16 protein-coding genes are annotated in these 17365 nt (G+C 70.1%); 7 read left to right on the top strand and 9 right to left on the bottom strand.

The features are described 5' to 3' along the window. Nucleotides 1-177 precede the first annotated feature (177 nt). Nucleotides 178-1446, bottom strand: a complete 1269-nt coding sequence (locus IE226_RS01520; protein WP_190079076.1) for an aspartate aminotransferase type Ic — start codon at nt 1444-1446, stop codon at nt 178-180. 581 nt (nt 1447-2027) lie between these two features. Here IE226_RS01520 and IE226_RS01515 point away from each other — a divergent pair. The 4 genes from IE226_RS01515 (at nt 2028) to IE226_RS01500 (ending at nt 5536) form a co-directional block, all read left to right on the top strand. Next, nucleotides 2028-3584 (top strand): alpha/beta hydrolase, encoded by a 1557-nt coding sequence (locus IE226_RS01515; protein ID WP_190079075.1) that lies wholly within the window; start codon nt 2028-2030, stop codon nt 3582-3584. 226 nt (nt 3585-3810) lie between these two features. Continuing rightward, nucleotides 3811-4203 (top strand): hypothetical protein, encoded by a 393-nt coding sequence (locus tag IE226_RS01510; protein ID WP_190079074.1) that lies wholly within the window; start codon nt 3811-3813, stop codon nt 4201-4203. A 101-nt stretch (nt 4204-4304) separates the two neighbouring features. Further along, nucleotides 4305-4865 (top strand): DoxX family protein, encoded by a 561-nt coding sequence (locus IE226_RS01505; RefSeq protein ID WP_190079073.1) that lies wholly within the window; start codon nt 4305-4307, stop codon nt 4863-4865. Nucleotides 4866-5074: 209 nt separating this feature from the next. Beyond that, on the top strand, nt 5075-5536 hold the full coding sequence (locus tag IE226_RS01500; protein ID WP_190079072.1) for an RDD family protein: 462 nt from the start codon (nt 5075-5077) through the stop codon (nt 5534-5536). Nucleotides 5537-5634: 98 nt separating this feature from the next. Here IE226_RS01500 and IE226_RS01495 read toward each other — a convergent pair whose 3' ends face one another. Both IE226_RS01495 and IE226_RS01490 read right to left on the bottom strand, forming a co-directional pair. Next, nucleotides 5635-7296 carry an ABC-F family ATP-binding cassette domain-containing protein gene (locus IE226_RS01495; RefSeq protein ID WP_190079071.1) on the bottom strand — a complete coding sequence of 554 codons (1662 nt, stop codon included), beginning with the start codon at nt 7294-7296 and terminating at the stop codon, nt 5635-5637. Nucleotides 7297-7647: 351 nt separating this feature from the next. Next, on the bottom strand, nt 7648-8817 hold the full coding sequence (locus tag IE226_RS01490) for a damage-control phosphatase ARMT1 family protein (protein WP_190079070.1): 1170 nt from the start codon (nt 8815-8817) through the stop codon (nt 7648-7650). Between the two features lie 90 nt (nt 8818-8907). Between IE226_RS01490 and IE226_RS01485 the strand changes: the two genes are divergently transcribed. Continuing rightward, the gene (locus IE226_RS01485; RefSeq protein WP_190079069.1) at nt 8908-10965 is read left to right on the top strand and encodes a phosphocholine-specific phospholipase C; all 2058 of its coding nucleotides are present in this window, start codon (nt 8908-8910) and stop codon (nt 10963-10965) included. 6 nt (nt 10966-10971) lie between these two features. On the opposite strand, the gene IE226_RS01480 is transcribed toward IE226_RS01485, so the two are convergent. Then, nucleotides 10972-11592: a cupin domain-containing protein gene (locus IE226_RS01480; RefSeq protein ID WP_190079068.1), complete on the bottom strand. Its 621-nt coding sequence runs from the start codon at nt 11590-11592 to the stop codon at nt 10972-10974. A gap of 137 nt (nt 11593-11729) precedes the next feature. Between IE226_RS01480 and IE226_RS01475 the strand changes: the two genes are divergently transcribed. After that, nucleotides 11730-12449: a class I SAM-dependent methyltransferase gene (locus IE226_RS01475; protein WP_190079067.1), complete on the top strand. Its 720-nt coding sequence runs from the start codon at nt 11730-11732 to the stop codon at nt 12447-12449. Nucleotides 12450-12474: 25 nt separating this feature from the next. Here IE226_RS01475 and IE226_RS01470 read toward each other — a convergent pair whose 3' ends face one another. The 5 genes from IE226_RS01470 to IE226_RS01450 form a co-directional block, all read right to left on the bottom strand. Then, nucleotides 12475-12894 carry an ATP-binding protein gene (locus tag IE226_RS01470; protein ID WP_190079066.1) on the bottom strand — a complete coding sequence of 140 codons (420 nt, stop codon included), beginning with the start codon at nt 12892-12894 and terminating at the stop codon, nt 12475-12477. Next, nucleotides 12894-13772: an MEDS and STAS domain-containing protein gene (locus IE226_RS01465; RefSeq protein ID WP_190079065.1), complete on the bottom strand. Its 879-nt coding sequence runs from the start codon at nt 13770-13772 to the stop codon at nt 12894-12896. The genes IE226_RS01470 and IE226_RS01465 overlap by 1 nt, the downstream gene beginning before the upstream one ends. Nucleotides 13773-13945: 173 nt before the next feature. Continuing rightward, entirely contained in the window at nt 13946-14497 is a 552-nt protein-coding gene (locus IE226_RS01460) for a TetR/AcrR family transcriptional regulator (RefSeq protein WP_373306863.1), read from the bottom strand. Between the two features lie 75 nt (nt 14498-14572). Beyond that, the gene (locus IE226_RS01455) at nt 14573-15964 is read right to left on the bottom strand and encodes an amidase (protein WP_190079063.1); all 1392 of its coding nucleotides are present in this window, start codon (nt 15962-15964) and stop codon (nt 14573-14575) included. Beyond that, on the bottom strand, nt 15951-16187 hold the full coding sequence (locus IE226_RS01450) for a hypothetical protein (RefSeq protein WP_190079062.1): 237 nt from the start codon (nt 16185-16187) through the stop codon (nt 15951-15953). Before IE226_RS01450 ends, IE226_RS01455 begins: the two co-directional genes overlap by 14 nt. Before the next feature lie 119 nt (nt 16188-16306). Here IE226_RS01450 and IE226_RS01445 point away from each other — a divergent pair, with 119 nt between their 5' ends. After that, nucleotides 16307-17284 (top strand): MBL fold metallo-hydrolase, encoded by a 978-nt coding sequence (locus tag IE226_RS01445; RefSeq protein ID WP_190079061.1) that lies wholly within the window; start codon nt 16307-16309, stop codon nt 17282-17284. Nucleotides 17285-17365: the final 81 nt, after the last annotated feature.

Raw genomic sequence — 17365 nt, 5'->3', positions numbered from 1 at the left:
GGCGGCGCCCTGAAGCCGCTCCCCCGCCTCGCACATCCTGTAGGGCACGCCGTTCTCCGTGCCGAAGCCGGGTGACGCGCTGCGTCCGTTGTCCGGGGCGCCGTTCATCGAGTCGTGGAAGATCCCGAGGTGGTTGCGGGGGGAAGGGGCGACGCCCTTCCCCCCGCGACGTCAGACCTAACGCGCCCGCTGCTCGTACCCCACCAGCCGCACGCACACGGTGAGCCCCTGCATGGCCTGCTCCAGTTCCGCGAGGCTCGGGTAGCTGGGCGCGATGCGGATGGTGGCGTCGCGCGGGTCGTCGCCGTAGGGGTGGGTCGCGCCGGCCGGGGTCAGCACGATGCCCGCGTCGGCGGCACGGCGTACGACCTCCTTGGCGCAGCCGTCGGGCACTTCGAGCGTGACGAAGTAGCCGCCCTTGGGGTCGGTCCACCGGGCGAGGCCGGTGCCGCCGAGCTCCGATTCCAGGATCCGGGCCACTGCCTCGAACTTCGGCTGGAGCAGCGCGCGCTGGCGCTCCATGTGGGCCCGTACGCCGTCGGCGTCCCGCAGGAACATCACGTGCCGCAGCTGGTTGATCTTGTCGGGGCCGATCGACCGCTTGGCGTTGTTGGCGAGCAGCCACTTCAGGTTCGCGGGCGACGAGCCGAAGAAGGCGACACCCGCTCCCGCCGCGGTGATCTTCGAGGTGGAGCCGAAGACGAAGACACGGTCCGCGTTGCCCGCCTCCGCGCAGGCGGCGAGCAGATCGGCGATCTCGACGGGCTCGTCGGTGAGGTGGTGGGCGGCGTACGCATTGTCCCAGAAGATCCGGAAATCCGGCGCGGCGGCCTGCATCGAGGCAAGGCGGGCCACGGTCTCGTCGCTGTAGGAGACGCCGTCGGGGTTGCTGTACTTCGGCACGCACCAGATGCCCTTGACCGCCGGGTCCTCGGCCACGAGCCGCTCCACGGCGTCCATGTCCGGGCCCTCCGGCGTCATCGGCACCGGAATCATGTCGATCCCGAACCGCTGGCAGAGCGCGAAATGCCGGTCGTAACCCGGGGTGGGGCACAGGAAAGCGATCCGCTCCTGGTCCACCCAGCGTGACTCGGCACCCGGCACCACGCTCAGCAGCGCGTGCACCAGACAGTCGTGCATCAGCTCGAGGCTGGAGTTGCCGAGCGCGAGGAGCTGTTCGGCAGGCACCTGGAGTACGTCCGCGAAGATCTCCCGCAGCTCCACCAGACCCTGCAGCCCGCCGTAATTGCGTACGTCCGTGCCGTCGGCGGAGGTGTGCCGCCCGCCCGGCAGGCTCAGGAGCTCCTCGGAGAGGTCGAGCTGCTCCGGCGCCGGCTTGCCGCGCGTGAGGTCGAGCGAGAGCCCGCGTCCTGCGAGGTCCTGATAGTCCTGACGGGCGCGCTCAAGGAGCCCGGTCAGGGAGTCGGGGCTCAGCTCGGTGGTCATGATGTGTGTGTCCTTACGTTGTCGGCGCTGCCGGGGCCGGTGGGCTGCCTCGGCCGGCGCCGGGGGCATCGGCACTGCCTGCCGAGGATACAAAGCGATGACCTGCCCATGTCCTTGCAGGTGGCGCTCGTCACTCCGTGCCGTCGCGCTCCGAGGACCGCGGCCGCCCAGAGGATCAGGCCCGGCGGCACCAGGATGGCACCGCACCGAGCACGACCCCGGCCCGCGCCCGGCGTCGGTCGGCTGCCCCGTCGCCCACATTCCAAACAGGTGACTTACGCCGCAGACGATCGCGCGGATATCCAGGGGCACGATGGCCCGAGGAACGGGCCGCCCCCGACGGGATCCGCGTGGGGCGACCACGCATGTAGGGGTGAGCGGGCGGCGCACCCTTCCGGACGCCATTGCAGGCCGCGCCCGGCCACTGAGGGCGGGCGGGGCAGGCGGGGGCTACCCCCCGTATGCGCCGACCGGGTGCCCTGATGTTCTGCCGCCGCTCCTGCTTCTAGCGTCGACTTCGTTCATCTCCCCCGGCCGCGCGGCCGGTTGAGCCGTCGAGTCAGCCGATTCCAAGGAGCACGATGCGCGGCATCACCCCCTCACTCACCGTCGGACTGAGCCTGGGTCTGGCCGGGCTGTTTGCCGCGGCGGTGCCTTCGTCGGCCGCCGCTCCCTCCGGGGCTCCGCGAACGCCGTCGGTCTACGAGAATCAGCGGCTGACGTGGGGCCCGTGCTCGGAGGCCCAGACGGAGCTGAACGCGGCGGGGGCGCAGTGCGCGAAGGTGACCGTCCCTCTCGACTACTCCGCGCCAGGCGGCCGCACCCTGCGGATCGCGGTCTCGCGCATCAGGGCCAAGGCCACGTCTCACCGACGCGGCATCCTGCTGTCCAATCCGGGCGGCCCCGGAGGCACCGGCCTGGCCAACACCTTGGCACTGCGGCCCGCCTTGGAGCGGGTGGCGGACGGCTACGACCTGATCGGCTTCGACCCGCGTTTCCTCGGCGAGAGCTCACCGGTCGCCTGCGCACCTGCCGGGCCGCCGAGCGTGCCCCCGCCTTCGACCTCTCCTCGCGCGGACTTCGAGGCGTCGGTGCGGGACGCACGCCAGACGGCGCGCCGCTGCCAGGAGCACGGCGACAACGCCGAGCTCCTGCCGCACGCGTCCACCCGCAACGTCGCCAGGGACATGGACGTGATCCGGGCCGCGCTCGGCGAACGCAAGCTCTCCTACTACGGGATCTCGTACGGCGCCGACCTGGGCGCCGTCTACACCCAGATGTTCCCCCGGCGCACCGACCGCATGGTCATCGACTCCTCGACGGACCCCGCGGCCACCCAGTACGAACTGTTCCGGAGCTCCGGCGCACCGGCCGAGAAAGCGCTGGACGCATGGGCCGCCTGGACCGCCCGGCGTCATGACACCTACCGCCTCGGCCGGACGGCGTCTCAAGTCCGCGCACGCGTCGAGCGCTTGCTCGCCCGGGCCGAGCGCCGGCCGGTCGACGTCGGCGGACACCGCCTCAACGCCCCGGTCCTGCGGCTGCTGCTGAAGCAGCCCATCCAGCACGCCGAGAACAATCCGATGCTGGCCGCGATGGTGCGGGACCTGGTCGACGCCGCGGCAGGCAAGCCGGTCGAACCGAGCCCCGGGCTCGCCGCGATGCTGGAGCTTCTGGCATCGCCGGACCTGGCGGACAGCATGGTGGGCGGAGCGCTCTTCATGTGCGGCGACGGCGGCTGGCCCGCGGGCGGCTGGCCCGAGGACCCGGAGACGTACTGGGACAACAGTGTGCGCAGCCGCACCACGCAGCCCGTGTTCGGCCCGTACGTGAACGGCATGATCGCCCCGTGCGCGTTCTGGGCCACGGAGCCCCGCGAACCCGGCACGGCGATCGCCAACGACGTACCTGTCCTGATGCTCCAGGCCCGTCACGACAACAACGTCCCCTACGAGGGAGCCCTCGCCCTGCACCGCAAGCTGACCGGCTCACGCCTGGTCACCGCGGACATCCGCTCCCACGGCGTCTACGGCCGCGGCCTCGAAGGACACCGCCCCGTCCGCTGCGCCGACCGGACGGTCAACGACTATCTGCGCACCGGCGACCTGCCCTCCCACGACTTCACATGCGCTCCGTGACCTGACGGGCTGCCCTCAACTCGCCGCCCGGAAGCGCCCGAGCAGATCGAGAGCAGCGGGGCTCTCTGCGGCGAAGCCCTGGAGTCCCTCCTGCCCGGCGGGGACACTCGGGCTCGGTCTTCTCACAGGACGGCAGCAGCATGCGCCCAGCATCGCTCACGCCCGAGGTGCGTCACTCGCGCCCCTCCTGTGCTCACCGCCCGCTCTGGCCTACCATCGGTCGGAGATGGCCACACGGGAGATGCGACCCCAGGGCAGTGCGGTGCGCACGGCCCTGATCGCCATGGCCTTTCTCTTCCTCGTTCCCCTGCTCGGCATCGGCGGACCATCGGGCACCGCCGTAGCTTCGGTCGCCGAAGACCGCGGCGCGACCGCGGTCGTCTTCGGCCCGTACGCCGACAGCCAGGGCAGCGGCTCTGACGGTGGCCGTGGCTGTCACGAGGGCGAGAACGGGACTCCGCGCGAGGCATTGCCCGCTCCCGAGCGGATCAGCTCCCCCACCTTCGACGCCGCACCCGCGTCGTGCGAACCGCACGACGACACCCCCGTGCTGCCCGCGGCCCCTCCCCCGGACGCGACGTCCGTGGACCTCTACAGAACCAGGGTCATCAGAACGTAGACGGGATCTCTCCACCCGCACCCCGCCGGCCCGGACCGGTCGGCATCACCGCATCGCCGCCGGCGATGAAATCGACGATCAGACCAACAGGAGAGATCCGCATGCCCCTTTCCACCTCCCCCAGCAGGTACACCACCGCTTCGGGCGGCCCCGGCTCCCCGCTCGCCTCCGCGCAGTCCGGCATCGACATCGGGCTCCTGCTGCTGCGCTGCGCGGTCGGCCTGACCATGGCCGTGCACGGCAGCCAGAAGCTCTTCGGCTGGTTCAACGGCGCCGGCCTCGACGGCACCGCGGGGTTCTTCGCGAGCGACGGCTACTCGGCTCCGAAGACCATGGCCACGGTCGCTGGTCTGACCGAGACGCTCTGCGGTCTTGGCCTGGCCATCGGCCTGCTCACCCCGCTCGCCGGGGCGGGCATCCTCGGGATCATGCTCAATGCCATCGCCATGAAGTGGGGCAACGGCTTCTTCAACCCCTCGGGCATCGAGTACGACCTGATCCTGCTCACAGCCGCCGTGAGCCTGGCCCTGACCGGCCCCGGCAGGCTCGCCGTCGACCACCTGCTGCCCGTCCCGCGCACCCACCGGCCCTCGCACGGCATCGCTGCCCTGGCGCTCGGCGCCATCGCTGCGGCGGTCGTCCTGGTGGCTCTGCACGACTGAAAGCACTGAGCGGCACAGCACCACACCCCACCGGGCCGGGCCCGACCAACGGGCGATCATCGTAAGGAGATTGCCCTCGGGCCCGGCCCCGGTGGCCCCCGGTCAGTCGGACCGGACCGGGACAGTAGCGTGCAGCCCGGGGGTCGCAGTCGTCACCGGCCCGCAGTTCATCGGACAGTGCACGAGCAAGAAGGCCGGGAAGTAGCGCCGTGGTCAACCAGCAAGGCAGCCCCTCCCGCGATGTGTCCCCCGCGCAGGCGCGCAGGGTCACCGCGGCAGTCATCGACGCGTTCATCGCTCTCGCGTGCGGTCTCGCCGCCGGTGCCGCGGCCGGGGTGAAGGTGAGTGACGGAGTGGTCGAACTCCGGCCGCAGTCCCCCACGGTGTGGGGCCTCGCGCTCGGCGTGGCCGTCGGAGTCTCCTTCGCCAACCACGTCCTGCTCACCCTGGCCGCCAGGGCCAGCCTCGGAAAGCTGGTCACCGGTCTGCGCGTGGTCCGCGCCCCGGACGGCCGGCGCCCCGGTCTCCTGCGGCTCATCGGCCGCTGGCTGTTCGGCTTCTACTGGATGGTCCTCTTCGTCCCTCTCCATCTGGCAACGGACAGCGATGTGGAGCAACAGGACGCGGTGGGGCTGCGTATGGTGCGTCGTCGTCGGACGATCAGTTCCTGACGAACGACGAAGGGCGATATCTTGCGCGGCCCCGCGGCTCCATGTGCGGTTCCTTGCGCGGCTTCGGTACCCCGCACCACTCAGTCCGCCCCTGCCACTCAGTCCGCCTGCGGCGCCTGAAGCAGGTCGCGGACCTCTTCGGCGGTCGTCTCCCGGAGTTCCTCCCCGACGAGCACCCAGCGGGTGATGCCGATCGACTCCAGGAACGTCAGGTCATGACTGGCGATCAGGAGTGCGCCTTCGTACGACTCCAGCGCGCCGGTCAGTTGGCGCACGCTGGCCAGGTCGAGGTTGTTGGTCGGCTCGTCGAGGAGGAGGAGCTGAGGGGCGGGCGCGGCGAGCATCATCGCCGCGAGGGCGGCCCGGAAGCGCTCGCCGCCGGAGAGTGTGCCCGCCTGCTGTTCGGCGCGTGCCCCCTTGAACAGGAAGCGCGCGAGCTGGGAGCGGATGTGGTTGTCGGTGAGCCCGGGCGCCAGGCGCGAGACGTTTGCCGCGACGCTCAGCGTGTCGTCGAGGACGTCAAGGCGCTGCGGCAGGAACCGTAGCGGCACGGACGTCCTGACCTCCCCGGACAGCGGGGCCAGCTCACCGGTGACAGTGCGCAGCAGTGTCGTCTTGCCGGCGCCGTTGCGTCCGACGAGGGCGACTCGCTCGGGCCCCTGGATGTGCAGGCTGCCCTCCTTCAACTTGCCGTACTGGGGCCGCAGTTGGTCCAGGGTCAGGACGGTGCGGCCCGCCGGCACGGCGGTGTGCGGGAGGCTGACGCGGATCTCGGCGTCGTCGCGGATCGCGTTCGCGGCTTCCTCGCGCCGCTCGCGTGCCTCGTTGAGCCGTTCTTCGTGCAGTCCCCGGAGCTTGTCCCCCGACTCCTGCGCGGATCGCTTCTTCTCCCCCGCGACGATGCGCGGGGCGCGTCGCTGTGCGTCCATCTTCTTGCTGTGCCGCTGGCGGCGGGCCACCTTGATCTGGGTCTCCTCCAGTTCGCGCTTCTGGCGGCGTACGTCGGCTTCGGCGGCGCGCAGCATCCGACCGGCCGCCTCCTGCTCGGTGGCCAGGGCTTCCTCGTAGGCGGACCAGCCTCCGCCGTACCAGTTCACGGATCCGGCGCGCAGCTCGGCGATGCGGTCCACGCGTTCGAGCAGGTCGAGGTCGTGGCTGACGATCACCAGGACGCCGGAGCGCCAGGAGTCGACGGCCTCGTAGAGCCGGCGTCGCGCGAACAGGTCGAGGTTGTTGGTCGGCTCGTCGAGGAGCAGGACGTCGGGGCGCTCAAGGAGCAGCGCGGCAAGGCGCAGCAGCACGGTCTCGCCGCCCGACATCCGGCCCACGGTGCGGTCGAGTTCGACGCCGCCGAGTCCGAGCGAACCCAGCATGGCAAGGGCTCTTTCCTCGACGTCCCAGTCGTCGCCGATCGTCTCGAAGTGCTGTTCTCGTACGTCTCCGGATTCGATGGCGCGCAGTGCGTCGCGCCGCTCGGCGATTCCGAGGGCCTGGTCGACGCGCAGATTCGTGTCGAGGGTGATGTTCTGCGGCAGATAGGCGAGGCTGCCGCCGATGGTCACCGACCCCTTCGTCGGCCGCAGTTGACCGGCGAGGAGGCGCAGCAGGGTGGACTTGCCCGTGCCGTTGGTGCCGACGAGGCCGGTGCGGCCCCGGCCGATGCTGAGGGAAAGTCCGTCGAAGACGCTGGTGCCGTCCGGCCACTGGAACGTCAGGGCGGAGCAGGTGAGGGACGCGCTGGGGGCGGTGGGTACAGACATGTGGGTTCTCGCAGTCGCTGGCGCGGCGGGCAGGGGGCGTCGTATGCGAGCACCACGCGGCGACCGGCCGGGAAAGAGAGAGGTGCGGCGGTCCTGAGGATCTGGGGACGGCTCATGCACCGAGGTCGCATCCACGCGGGGTCACGGCGGCACGGCGGAGCCGGCGGCGGCGTGACGGGCGTACGGCGAGGGCCGTACGGCGCGATGATCGCGAACCTCAGATGCGCAACGTCCACCTCTATCGGAGACAACAGGACATCGGAAACGATAACCACCGGGAACGTGAAAGGCAAAGCTTTACGTCATTTCCGCAGGTCATCGCCTTGCTGGCGTCAGGTCGGCACCTGGTGATCACACCGACAACTGGATCAGGGCAAGGCTGCCGCTGGTGCGCCAGCCCCGGCCGCGCTCGGCGTCCAGCCTCGCCTCGGTCCGCGCGTCTAGACCGACGATCACGTCGGACTTCAGTGTCCGCAGGGAGGCCACCGGGCCGGGGAAGTACGCGGTGCGCTCCTCGTACGGCGTGGTGGCGGGCCACAGCCGGTCGCCGACCAGGCGCCGGTAGTTGAGGTCGCCCTTCATGACGGTCACATCGGCATCGGCGAACTCCCGGCGCAGATCGTCGGGCATGTCGGCGTACGGCAGCGGGGCGCAGGAGAAGGGGTGGTTGCGGACGGTGAGCCGGCCGGTCCCCATGGCCGACCACAGCCGCTCGCCCACCTCTGCCGCGCTGCCGCGCGCGCCGCGCAGATGGCGCAGGCAGTCGATGACGTCGGCGGTCATGGCGTCCGAGACGTAGTACGGGTAGGGCTTGACGTGCAGCACGACCCGCTCGGCGCGCTGATGGAGCAGCAGGTGGTCGATGAGGATGAGGTCGGGCAGGAGCTCTCGTCCGGCGTTGTCCGCGACCAGGCACAGCGTGGCCGCGCCGCCCTCGGGCAGCAGGGACCACAGCAGCGCTGAGTCGTCGGCGACGAGGCGCGAGTCGGCGGCCCCGGTCGCGCCGCCGCCCGCGGCGAACCCGAGGTCCGCGCGGTTGCCCCACAGTGAGCCCAGCAGGAGTGCCTGACGCTGCTCGTCGACGGGCCGCCGGGCAAGTCCGTCGAGTGCCGCCAGCTCCTCGGCGGCCTCCTCCGTGTGGAGTTCCGCCTGCTTGAACGGGCGGAACGGATCGATTCCCTGCCAGGGGCCGGGCTCGAAGTACCCGACGGCTGCGAGGAGTTGGCGGTAGAAGTAACTCTCGGCCCACAGGAAGGGCACGTCGTACCAGGACAGGCCGACGTATGCGCGGCTCCAGGCGTCCCACGAGTCGTGGTCGTGCGCGCCGGGATCCGGTGGTTCGATCACGCCGTCCGTGGCCTGCGCCAGCAGGGCGTCGAGGGCGCGGTGCCGGCGCGGGTCGTAGGGGAAGGCGTCCCGCACCTTCTTGATGAGCGCCGGATGCCGCTCGGCGAGCACGCTCCTGGAGAAGGAACCGGGTTCGTTGCTCAGGATGACGGGAGCGTCGACTTCTTCTGCCATGACTGAAGGGTCTCATCATTTGACGACTCAAGGGCGGTCCTGCCTAGGGTGACCGGCCCTCTATCCCCCACAGTTCAGAGGTACATCTACATGCCCGCATTCAACCGTCGGCGATTCCTCCAGGCGGCGGGCGGCTCCGTCGGCGTCGCGGCTCTGTCGGCCAGCATCATGCGCGCCCTCGACATTCCCGCCGCCACCCGGTCGGGTTCGATCGATGACGTCGAGCACATCGTGGTGCTCATGCAGGAGAACCGCTCCTTCGACCACTACTTCGGCACGCTCAACGGCGTCCGCGGATTCGGCGACCCTCGCCCTCTCATATTGGAGAGCGGTAAATCCGTATGGCATCAGTCGGGTGGCGGCGAGGAAGTGCTGCCCTACCACCCGGACGCCGACGATCTGGGAATGCAGTTCATCGCCGGTCTCAGCCATGACTGGGAGACGGGCCATCAGGCCTGGAACAAGGGCAAGTACGACGACTGGATAGCTGCCAAGACGTCCGGCACAATGGCCCATCTGACCAGGGACGACATACCGTTTCACTACGCCCTGGCCGACGCCTTCACGGTCTGCGACTCCTACCACTCGTCCTTCATCGGCGCGACCGACCCCAACCGCTACTACCTCTACACCGGGCATACCGGAAACGACGGCAAGGGCGGCGGACCGGTCCTCGGCAACGAAGAGACCGGTTACGACTGGACCACGTATCCCGAGCGCCTGGAGAAGGCCGGGGTGTCGTGGAAGATCTATCAGGACATCGGCGACGGACTCACCGAAGAGGGTTTGTGGGGCGTCCTGGAGGACGCCTACCGCGGGAATTACGGCGACAACTCACTGATGTTCTTCAACAAATACCGCGAATCGAAGCCCGGTGACCCCCTCTACGAGAAGGCGCGCAAGGGAACGCGGGTCAAGAAGGGCGACCGTCTTCTCGATGACCTGCGCGCGGACGTCAAGTCCGGGAACCTGCCGGAGATATCGTGGATCGCCGCCCCGGAAGCCTTCAGCGAACATCCCAACTGGCCCGCCAATTACGGCGCTTGGTACATCTCGCAGGTACTGGACGCCCTGACGTCCGACCCGGAGGTGTGGAGCAGGACCGCCCTGTTCATCACCTACGACGAGAACGACGGCTACTTCGACCACGTGCCGCCGCCCTATCCTCCGGCCGACTCCTCATGGGGCGCGTCGACCGTCGACACCGAGCTCGACGTCTTCCCCGGCGACAGCGAGTACAGCGCCGGCCCTTACGGCCTCGGCATGCGGGTCCCGACTCTTGTCGTCTCCCCGTGGTCCACCGGCGGCTACGTCTGCTCCGAAGTCTTCGACCACACCTCCGTCATCCAGTTCATGGAACGCCGCTTCGGCGTCCACGAACCACACATCTCCCCCTGGCGCCGCGCCATCTGCGGCGACCTCACGTCGGCCTTCGACTTCAGCCTCAAGCACACCAAGCACGCGGACCTGCCGAGCACCGACGCATACGAGCCGCCGGACAAGGAACGGCACGACAGCTACACCCCGTCGCCGCCGGCCGCCCCCGCCCTGCCCCGCCAGGAGAAGGGCGCCAGGCCCACCCGGCCGCTCCCCTACACGCCCCTGGTCACCGCGGCCGTCGAGCCCTCCGACGGCACCATCGAGCTCACCTTCGGCCCGGGCGACGAGACCGGCGCCTGTTTCCTCGTCACCTCCAAAAACCGCGACGACGGCCCCTGGACCTACACCGCCGCAGCCGGCAAGCAGCTCTCCGACACCTGGAGCACCGGCCCCTCCGGGGGAACGTACGAGCTGACCGTGCACGGCCCCAACGGCTATCTGCGCGCCTACGCGGGAACCGCCGCGACTCCCGGCCCGGAAGTCACCGGCCACCACGACCAGGAGTCCGGCCGCATCAGACTCACCTTCACCAACCCCGCCGAGACCGCCTGCCATCTCACCGTCACCAACGCCTACGGCGGCCGGAGCAGCAAGGTCAGCGTCGCGGCGGGCGGCCGGAAGACCCGCTGGGTCGACCTCGGCCACAGCAAGCGCTGGTACGACCTGCGGGTACGGTCCGACGGCGACAGCAGCTACCTGCGCAGGTTCGCCGGACACGTGGAGACGGGCGAGCCCGGTACCAGCGACCCCGCGCTGCGCACCGCCTGACCCCTGCTACGCGCCTTCGCCCGCTTCGTCACCGCCGGTCCTGACGCGGACGTGCATGCGCTCGCCCTGGGCCCCGAACAGGACGAGGAACTCCACGGGGATGTCACCGGCGTTGGCGAAGCCGTGCGGGGTGCGGGTGTCGAACTCGGCGGCTTCGCCCGCGGTGAGGACGAGGTCGTGGTCGCCCAGCGCAAGGAGCAGGCGGCCGGAGAGTACGTACAGCCACTCGTACCCCTCGTGCTTGCCCTGCTCGGGTCGCTCGGTCTGCCGGGCGCCGCTCTTGGCGACCGGCATGACCTGCTTGTAGGCGTGCATTCCGCCGAGGTAGCGGGTCAGCGGAACCCACGTGTTGCCGTGGCGCAGGAACGGGCGGGGGTGGATGCGCGGATCGCCCGTCTGGGGCGCGCCGACCAGTTCGTCGAGCGGTACGCCGTATGCCTTGGCCAGCGGCAGCAGGAGCTTCAGGGTCGGCTCGCGCTGTCCGGCCTCAAGGCGCGAGAGCGTACTCAGAGAGATCCCCGTCTCCTCGCTCAGCCGGGCCAGGGTGGCGCCTCGTGCCTTGCGCAGCACCCGCAGCCGGGGGCCGACGGCGGTCAGCACGTCCGTGAGGTCGGTGTCGTCGCTCATCCCTCCATTTGCCGATGCGGCAAATGTATTTGTCAAGCCGCGACGGCCGCGCGCAGGGTTGCCACTGAGCCACAGAACCGCGGAGCCGCAGCGTCGGCAGAACCGCCCGCAGAGCCCGCAGAGCAGAGGGAGCCCTCATGAGCGATCAGAAAACCGACACCCCGAACGCCGACGCCACCCCCGGCTCCTCCGCCGCCGGAGCGGCCGGAGCGGCCGGAGCGGCCGGAGCGGCCGGAGCGGCCGAAGCGTTCTGGGACGAGCGCTACGGCCAGAGCGACCGCCTGTGGAGCGGCGAACCCAATGCCGCGCTCGTCCGCGAGACCGAGGACCTGACGCCGGGCAGCGCCCTGGACCTGGGCTGCGGCGAGGGCGGCGATGCGATCTGGCTCGCGCGGCAGGGCTGGCGCGTCACCGCCACCGACATCTCCCGCGTCGCCCTCGGTCGCGCGGCCGGGCACGCCGACCGGGCGGGAGTCGCCGACCGCGTCGACTGGCAGCACCACGATCTCGGCGCGTCCTTCCCGGCAGGCAGCTACGACCTGGTCTCCGCCCAGTTCCTGCACTCCCTGCACGAGATGCCGCGCGAGGAGATCCTGCGGAACGCCGCCGCGGCCGTCACGGAGGGCGGCACGCTCTTGATCGTCGGCCACATGGGCTTCCCCCCGGAGACCGAACCGCACCCCGGCGTGGACTTCCCGAGCCCGCAGAAGGTGCTGGCTTCTCTCGACCTGCCGGCCGGGCAGTGGGACGTACTGGACTGCGACACCCACGAGCACCACCTGACGGCCCCCGACGGGAAGCCCTCCACGCGGACCAACTACACCGTCAAGCTGCGACGGCGCGCCCGGAGGGCCTGACCATCCGGCCGGGAGCCTCCGGTCGTCAGGGCAGTCGCACCGTCAAAGTCACCGTGGCTCCGCCGGGGCCCGCCGAGATGCGCAGTTCGTCGGTGAGCAGGTCGGCGAGCCACAGGCCCCGACCGCTCTGGTCGCAGCCGAGTTCAGGCGTACGTTCCGGAATGACGTCGGCGCTGAAACCGGGGCCCGAGTCATGGATGTGGCAGTTCAGATGGCCGTTGCTGCGTTGCAGGATCAGCTTGCCGCCACCGCCCGCGTGCTCGACCGCGTTGACCGCCACGGCGTCCAGGGCCACGATGAATTCGCTGCGCCGCGGCTCGGGCAGCCCGTGGTGGCCCGCGTACTGCTCGACGAGCATGCGAAGTCTCGGCAGGTCGTCCTGGTTGAAGCGGGATTCAAGGAGGGTGACGGGAGGGACCTCACGGGACCCGGACGGTGTCGACATCAGCTGGCCACCTCATTGATCACCAGGTGGGGCACTTGGTCCGCGCCTGCTCTGCGCAGTATGCGTGCCGGTGTCGGCGGACAGTCGACATGGACGGGCCCGTGCGGATGCTCCAGGATCAGCCGCAGCAGGTCCACCGCACAGGCCGCGCCGAGGAAGATGAGCCCGGACAGGTCCACGGTCAGCGTCCGGGAGTCCCCACAGCGCCTCAGCCCCTCGCGCACGGCGACGATGAAATCTTCGCGGGTGGCGATGTCCGCCTCGCCGACCAACTGCAGGACACCGTCCGCATGTTCCGCGTGCAGGACGCCCAGGCCGGGCAGCAGTCGGCAGGGATGCGCCTCGTGCATGGCCGCCAGGACGCCGGGGTCGAACCAGCGGCTGTCGTAGGAACAGATCTCGGTGTACGGGCGGCCTTCGAAGAGGTGCTGGGCGTGGGACTCGCGGTGCATCATCACCTCGACATCGGCGCCCAGGTCTCCCACCCAGTGCATGTCGATGTAGGTGCGCAGTCCGCTGTAGCCCTCGTCCAGGGCTTTGTCGGTCTCCTGGGTGATGCGCTCCCACTGCCGACGCGGGGTGAACGCCTCCTCCGGCCGGATCAGGGCGCGCATGCTGCTGAGCACCAACTGCCCGTTCTTGCGGGCGGCTCCCAGCAGGGCTCCCGGCGCGTCAAGGCGCGCCCAGACCTGTTCGTCCTGCATGTGCGGAGCGGCGAACACCATCACCTTCTCGCGCTTCACGAGCCCCGCCCACGCAAAGGCGGAAACTACGTCGCGGCCCGCATCGTCGTCCGCGTAACTGACGAAGGCGTGGTCGCCCGCCCGGAGGTGCTGAACCGGGATGGTACCGACCGACGCCGAGTCGGCAGCCGCCATTTCTCACCTCCGGGACCCCGGGGAGGGTCCGACGGGAACACGTGCGGGGCACACGTTAACGCTCCGTACCTCACGAGGGCCCATCCACACGGATCGCGACCGCTAACCGATCTCCTGGCCGCTCCCGACGATCGACTGTGCGCGAAAATGACGCGTTAGTTGCTGGATTTGTTTCAGGGTTTCGAAAGTGAGAGTGCGTGCTCCACAAGTGCGCGCGCGTAGGCGGCGTCCAGCTCGCCGGGGCGGAAGAGGATGCGGTACATCATCGGCGCCACGACCCGGTCGATGACCCGTTCCACGTCCGGGGCGCTCTCGCCCCGTTCCGCCGCACGGGCAAGGACGACGTCGATCTGGTCGGCGGCATAGGCGGAACACTGGCCGGCGTTGCTGCCGTCCGGGTCCCCGAGCAGGGCGTCCCTGATGTACGCGCGGCCCGGCGGGGATGCCATCTCGTCGAGGAACTGTTCCGCCCAGGCTTCGAGGTCCGCGCGCAGGCTGCCGAGATCGGCCGGCGGCTCTTCGGGGCGCAGGTGTTCGACGGCGACGTCGGACAACAGCTCCTGCAAGTCGCCCCACCGGCGATAGACGGTCGAGGGGGTCACCCCCGCGCGAGCCGCGACGAGAGGAACGGTCAGCGCCTCGCGTCCCAGCTCGGCCTGCAGCTCGCGGACCGCCGCGTGGACTGACTCCTGGACACGGGCGCTGCGCCCTCCGGGTCGAACCATGGGCTTGGGACTCATGGCTTCACCTTATCTCCTTAACGCAATTTCATTGCTTCTAGGCGCCTCGGGGGCGCGCCCTCACGCCGCGACCGGAGCAAGCTGTCCCGCCCCGGCATCGGAGCGGGCAGCGGCCACCTCATAGGCGCGTCCGGCCCGAAGGACGGTCGCTTCGTCCAGGGGCCGCCCCATCAGCTGCATGCCGATCGGCATACCCGCGTGATCCCGGCCGACGGGCAGCGTCAGCGCCGGCACACCCGTGATGTTGGCCGGTGCGGAGAGGCGGACGTAGCTGTCGGAGACGGCCTCCACCGTGCCGTCCGCCCACCGCACGCTGTCCTGACCGGACTCGACCGCCGTCATCGGCACCGACGGGGCGACGATCACGTCGACACGACCGAGCATCTGCGCCCAGGCGTCGCGCATCAGCGTCCTGGCGCGCTGGGCCCGGAGATAGTCACCGGCGGACACGAACTCGCCCGCCTCCAGCAGGATGCGTACGTCGGCCGCATACAGATCGGGCGTCGAGCGGAGCGTCCCCTCGTGGTACGAGGTCGCCTCGGGGACCATCAGTCCCCACTGGACGGCCTGGATGTAGCGCGTCATCGGGATCTCGACCTCGACGAGTTCGGCCCCCAGCTCCTGGAGCTGCCCGATGGCCCGGCGCACGCTCTCTTCGACCTCCGGGCTGACGCGCTCGAAGTAGTAGTTGCGCGGCACGCCCACCCGCAGCCCCGTCAGGTCACCGGACTCCGGGACGGCGGAGACACCGCCCGGCTCGCGCCTGTCACGCCCGTCGAGGGCGGCGAGGACGAGCTCGGCGTCCCGCACCGTGCGGGTGAGGGGGCCGACGTGGTCCAGGGACCAGGACAGCGAGGTCACGCCCTGCCGGGAGATCAGTCCGTACGTCGGCTTGAGGCCGACCACGCCGTTCAGCGCCGCGGGCACGCGGATCGAGCCGCCGGTGTCGGTCCCCAGCGCGAACGTGGCCTCTCCCGCCGCGACGGCGACGGCCGAACCGCCGCTCGACCCGCCGGCGACACGGCTGTGGTCGTGGGCGTTGCGCGTCTGCGGGGTGGTGAGGCCGTAGGCGAACTCGTGGGTGTGGGTCTTGCCGAGCAGCACCGCACCGGCCGCCGACAGGCGGGCGGCGACGGCACTGTCACCGTCGGCGACATGGTCCGCCCTGACGCGGGAGCTTGCCGTGGTGGGCAGGCCGGCGGCGTCGATCAGGTCTTTCAGGCCCATCGGGATGCCGTGCAACGGACCGCGCAGCCGGCCCCGGGCGATCTCTTGCTCGGCACGGGCCGCCGCCTTCCTGGCGGATTCTGCGGCGACGGTGACGTAGGCCTGGAGGCGCGCTTCCACCGATTCGATGCGCTCAAGGACCGAATCGGTCAACTCGACCGGCGACAGCTCGCCCGCGGCCACGGCCCGGGCGGCGTCGGCGAGTGACAGCTCATACGGCTGCATCGGTGTCCCCCTGTCCGGTCGTGACTGCCGTGACCGCCGTGACTGCCATGAAGGACGTCGCGGGGGGCGTGTCCCGGAAGTCCAGTTCCCGCAGTGTGGCGATGACGGAGTGGATGTGGTTGGCGGTCGCCGCCACAGCTTCGTGACGGTCGCTCTCCAGCGGCAGGCCCGCCCGGAGGGCCGTGCGGGCCGCCTCCTGCGGGGTGAGTCCGGCGGTGTCCATGGATGCCCTCTCGACTTCAAAAGCTAACGGTTTGCGTTAGTGCGACGATAGGCCCTACGTTGACTTAACGCAAACCCATTGCTTTTAGGTGCAGAGACCCGCCCCCGGAGGAGCCCCATATGCCCACCCCGCAGCGCCCCACCGTCCCGCAACACCCCGCCACCACTCCCGACGTACCGACCTGGACCGTGGGAGACATCGCCGTCCACCGCATCGACGAAGTACATCTGCCCCCGCAGACAGGCCCCTGGCTGCTGCCCGAAGCCACCCCGGAGGTCGTGGCCCGGTCCCCCTGGCTGCAGCCGGACTTCGCGGACGAGCAGCGCGTCCTGCGACTGGCGAGCCACAGCTTCGCGGTCGAGGTCGACGGACTGCGCGTGCTCGTCGACACCGGCATCGGCAACGGCAAGCAGCGGGCCAACCCCGCATGGGACAACCTGAACAGCGACTACCTGACGCGACTGACGGAAGCCGGGTTCGCACCCGAGACGGTGGATCTCGTCATCCTCACCCACCTGCACACCGACCACGTCGGCTGGAACACCCGGAACCTGAACGGCAGTTGGGAGGCCACCTTCCCCAACGCCCGCTACCTCACCTCCCGCACCGAATGGGACCACTGGGCCGGCTTCGACATGGACGAGGCCCGCCGGCAGATGTTCCGGGACTCCGTACATCCCATCAAGGACGCGGGGCTGCTCGACCTCGTCGACGTACCGGCAGAGGGCACCGAGATCGCCCCCGGTGTCCGCCTCCGCCCCACCCCGGGCCACACACCGGGGCAGGTGGCCGTGGAACTGAGCAGTCGGGGCGAGAGCGCGCTCATCACCGGCGACTGCATCCACCACCCCGTGCAACTGGTCCACCCTGATCTGGGCAGTTGCGTGGACATCGACCCCGCGGCCGCGGCCAGGACCCGCCATGAACTCCTCGGCTCGCTCTCCGGCACCCGGACCCTGCTGCTCGGCAGCCACTTCCCCCCGCCCACGGCAGGCCACGTGATCCCCGACGGCGACTCCTACCGTCTCGTCCCCGCCGCTCCGAGCGCGTCAGTCACCGAGCCCGTCCCGACCGCGACGCCGGGCATGCCCGTTTAACGAGTTGTCCCCGATCACCGACGAGGAGCTGACCGAGATGCACCTGCCTATCGAGATATGGCAGGGGCCCTGAAGGCATCG

Source organism: Streptomyces longisporoflavus (assembly GCF_014649775.1).
Taxonomy (GTDB): Bacteria; Actinomycetota; Actinomycetes; order Streptomycetales; family Streptomycetaceae; genus Streptomyces; species Streptomyces longisporoflavus.
This window is presented reverse-complemented; position numbering and strand designations above follow the sequence as displayed.

Excerpts from the sequence above, each read along its gene's own strand:
- IE226_RS01520 (WP_190079076.1), bottom strand. The coding sequence starts at position 1,446 with ATGACCACCGAGCTGAGCCCCGACTCCCTGACCGGGCTCCTTGAGCGC.
- IE226_RS01515 (WP_190079075.1), top strand. The coding sequence starts at position 2,028 with ATGCGCGGCATCACCCCCTCACTCACCGTCGGACTGAGCCTGGGTCTG.
- IE226_RS01510 (WP_190079074.1), top strand. The coding sequence starts at position 3,811 with ATGGCCACACGGGAGATGCGACCCCAGGGCAGTGCGGTGCGCACGGCC.
- IE226_RS01505 (WP_190079073.1), top strand. The coding sequence starts at position 4,305 with ATGCCCCTTTCCACCTCCCCCAGCAGGTACACCACCGCTTCGGGCGGC.
- IE226_RS01495 (WP_190079071.1), bottom strand. The coding sequence starts at position 7,296 with ATGTCTGTACCCACCGCCCCCAGCGCGTCCCTCACCTGCTCCGCCCTG.
- IE226_RS01490 (WP_190079070.1), bottom strand. The coding sequence starts at position 8,817 with ATGGCAGAAGAAGTCGACGCTCCCGTCATCCTGAGCAACGAACCCGGT.
- IE226_RS01485 (WP_190079069.1), top strand. The coding sequence starts at position 8,908 with ATGCCCGCATTCAACCGTCGGCGATTCCTCCAGGCGGCGGGCGGCTCC.
- IE226_RS01480 (WP_190079068.1), bottom strand. The coding sequence starts at position 11,592 with ATGAGCGACGACACCGACCTCACGGACGTGCTGACCGCCGTCGGCCCC.
- IE226_RS01475 (WP_190079067.1), top strand. The coding sequence starts at position 11,730 with ATGAGCGATCAGAAAACCGACACCCCGAACGCCGACGCCACCCCCGGC.
- IE226_RS01470 (WP_190079066.1), bottom strand. The coding sequence starts at position 12,894 with ATGTCGACACCGTCCGGGTCCCGTGAGGTCCCTCCCGTCACCCTCCTT.
- IE226_RS01465 (WP_190079065.1), bottom strand. The coding sequence starts at position 13,772 with ATGGCGGCTGCCGACTCGGCGTCGGTCGGTACCATCCCGGTTCAGCAC.
- IE226_RS01460 (WP_373306863.1), bottom strand. The coding sequence starts at position 14,497 with ATGGTTCGACCCGGAGGGCGCAGCGCCCGTGTCCAGGAGTCAGTCCAC.
- IE226_RS01455 (WP_190079063.1), bottom strand. The coding sequence starts at position 15,964 with ATGCAGCCGTATGAGCTGTCACTCGCCGACGCCGCCCGGGCCGTGGCC.
- IE226_RS01450 (WP_190079062.1), bottom strand. The coding sequence starts at position 16,187 with ATGGACACCGCCGGACTCACCCCGCAGGAGGCGGCCCGCACGGCCCTC.
- IE226_RS01445 (WP_190079061.1), top strand. The coding sequence starts at position 16,307 with ATGCCCACCCCGCAGCGCCCCACCGTCCCGCAACACCCCGCCACCACT.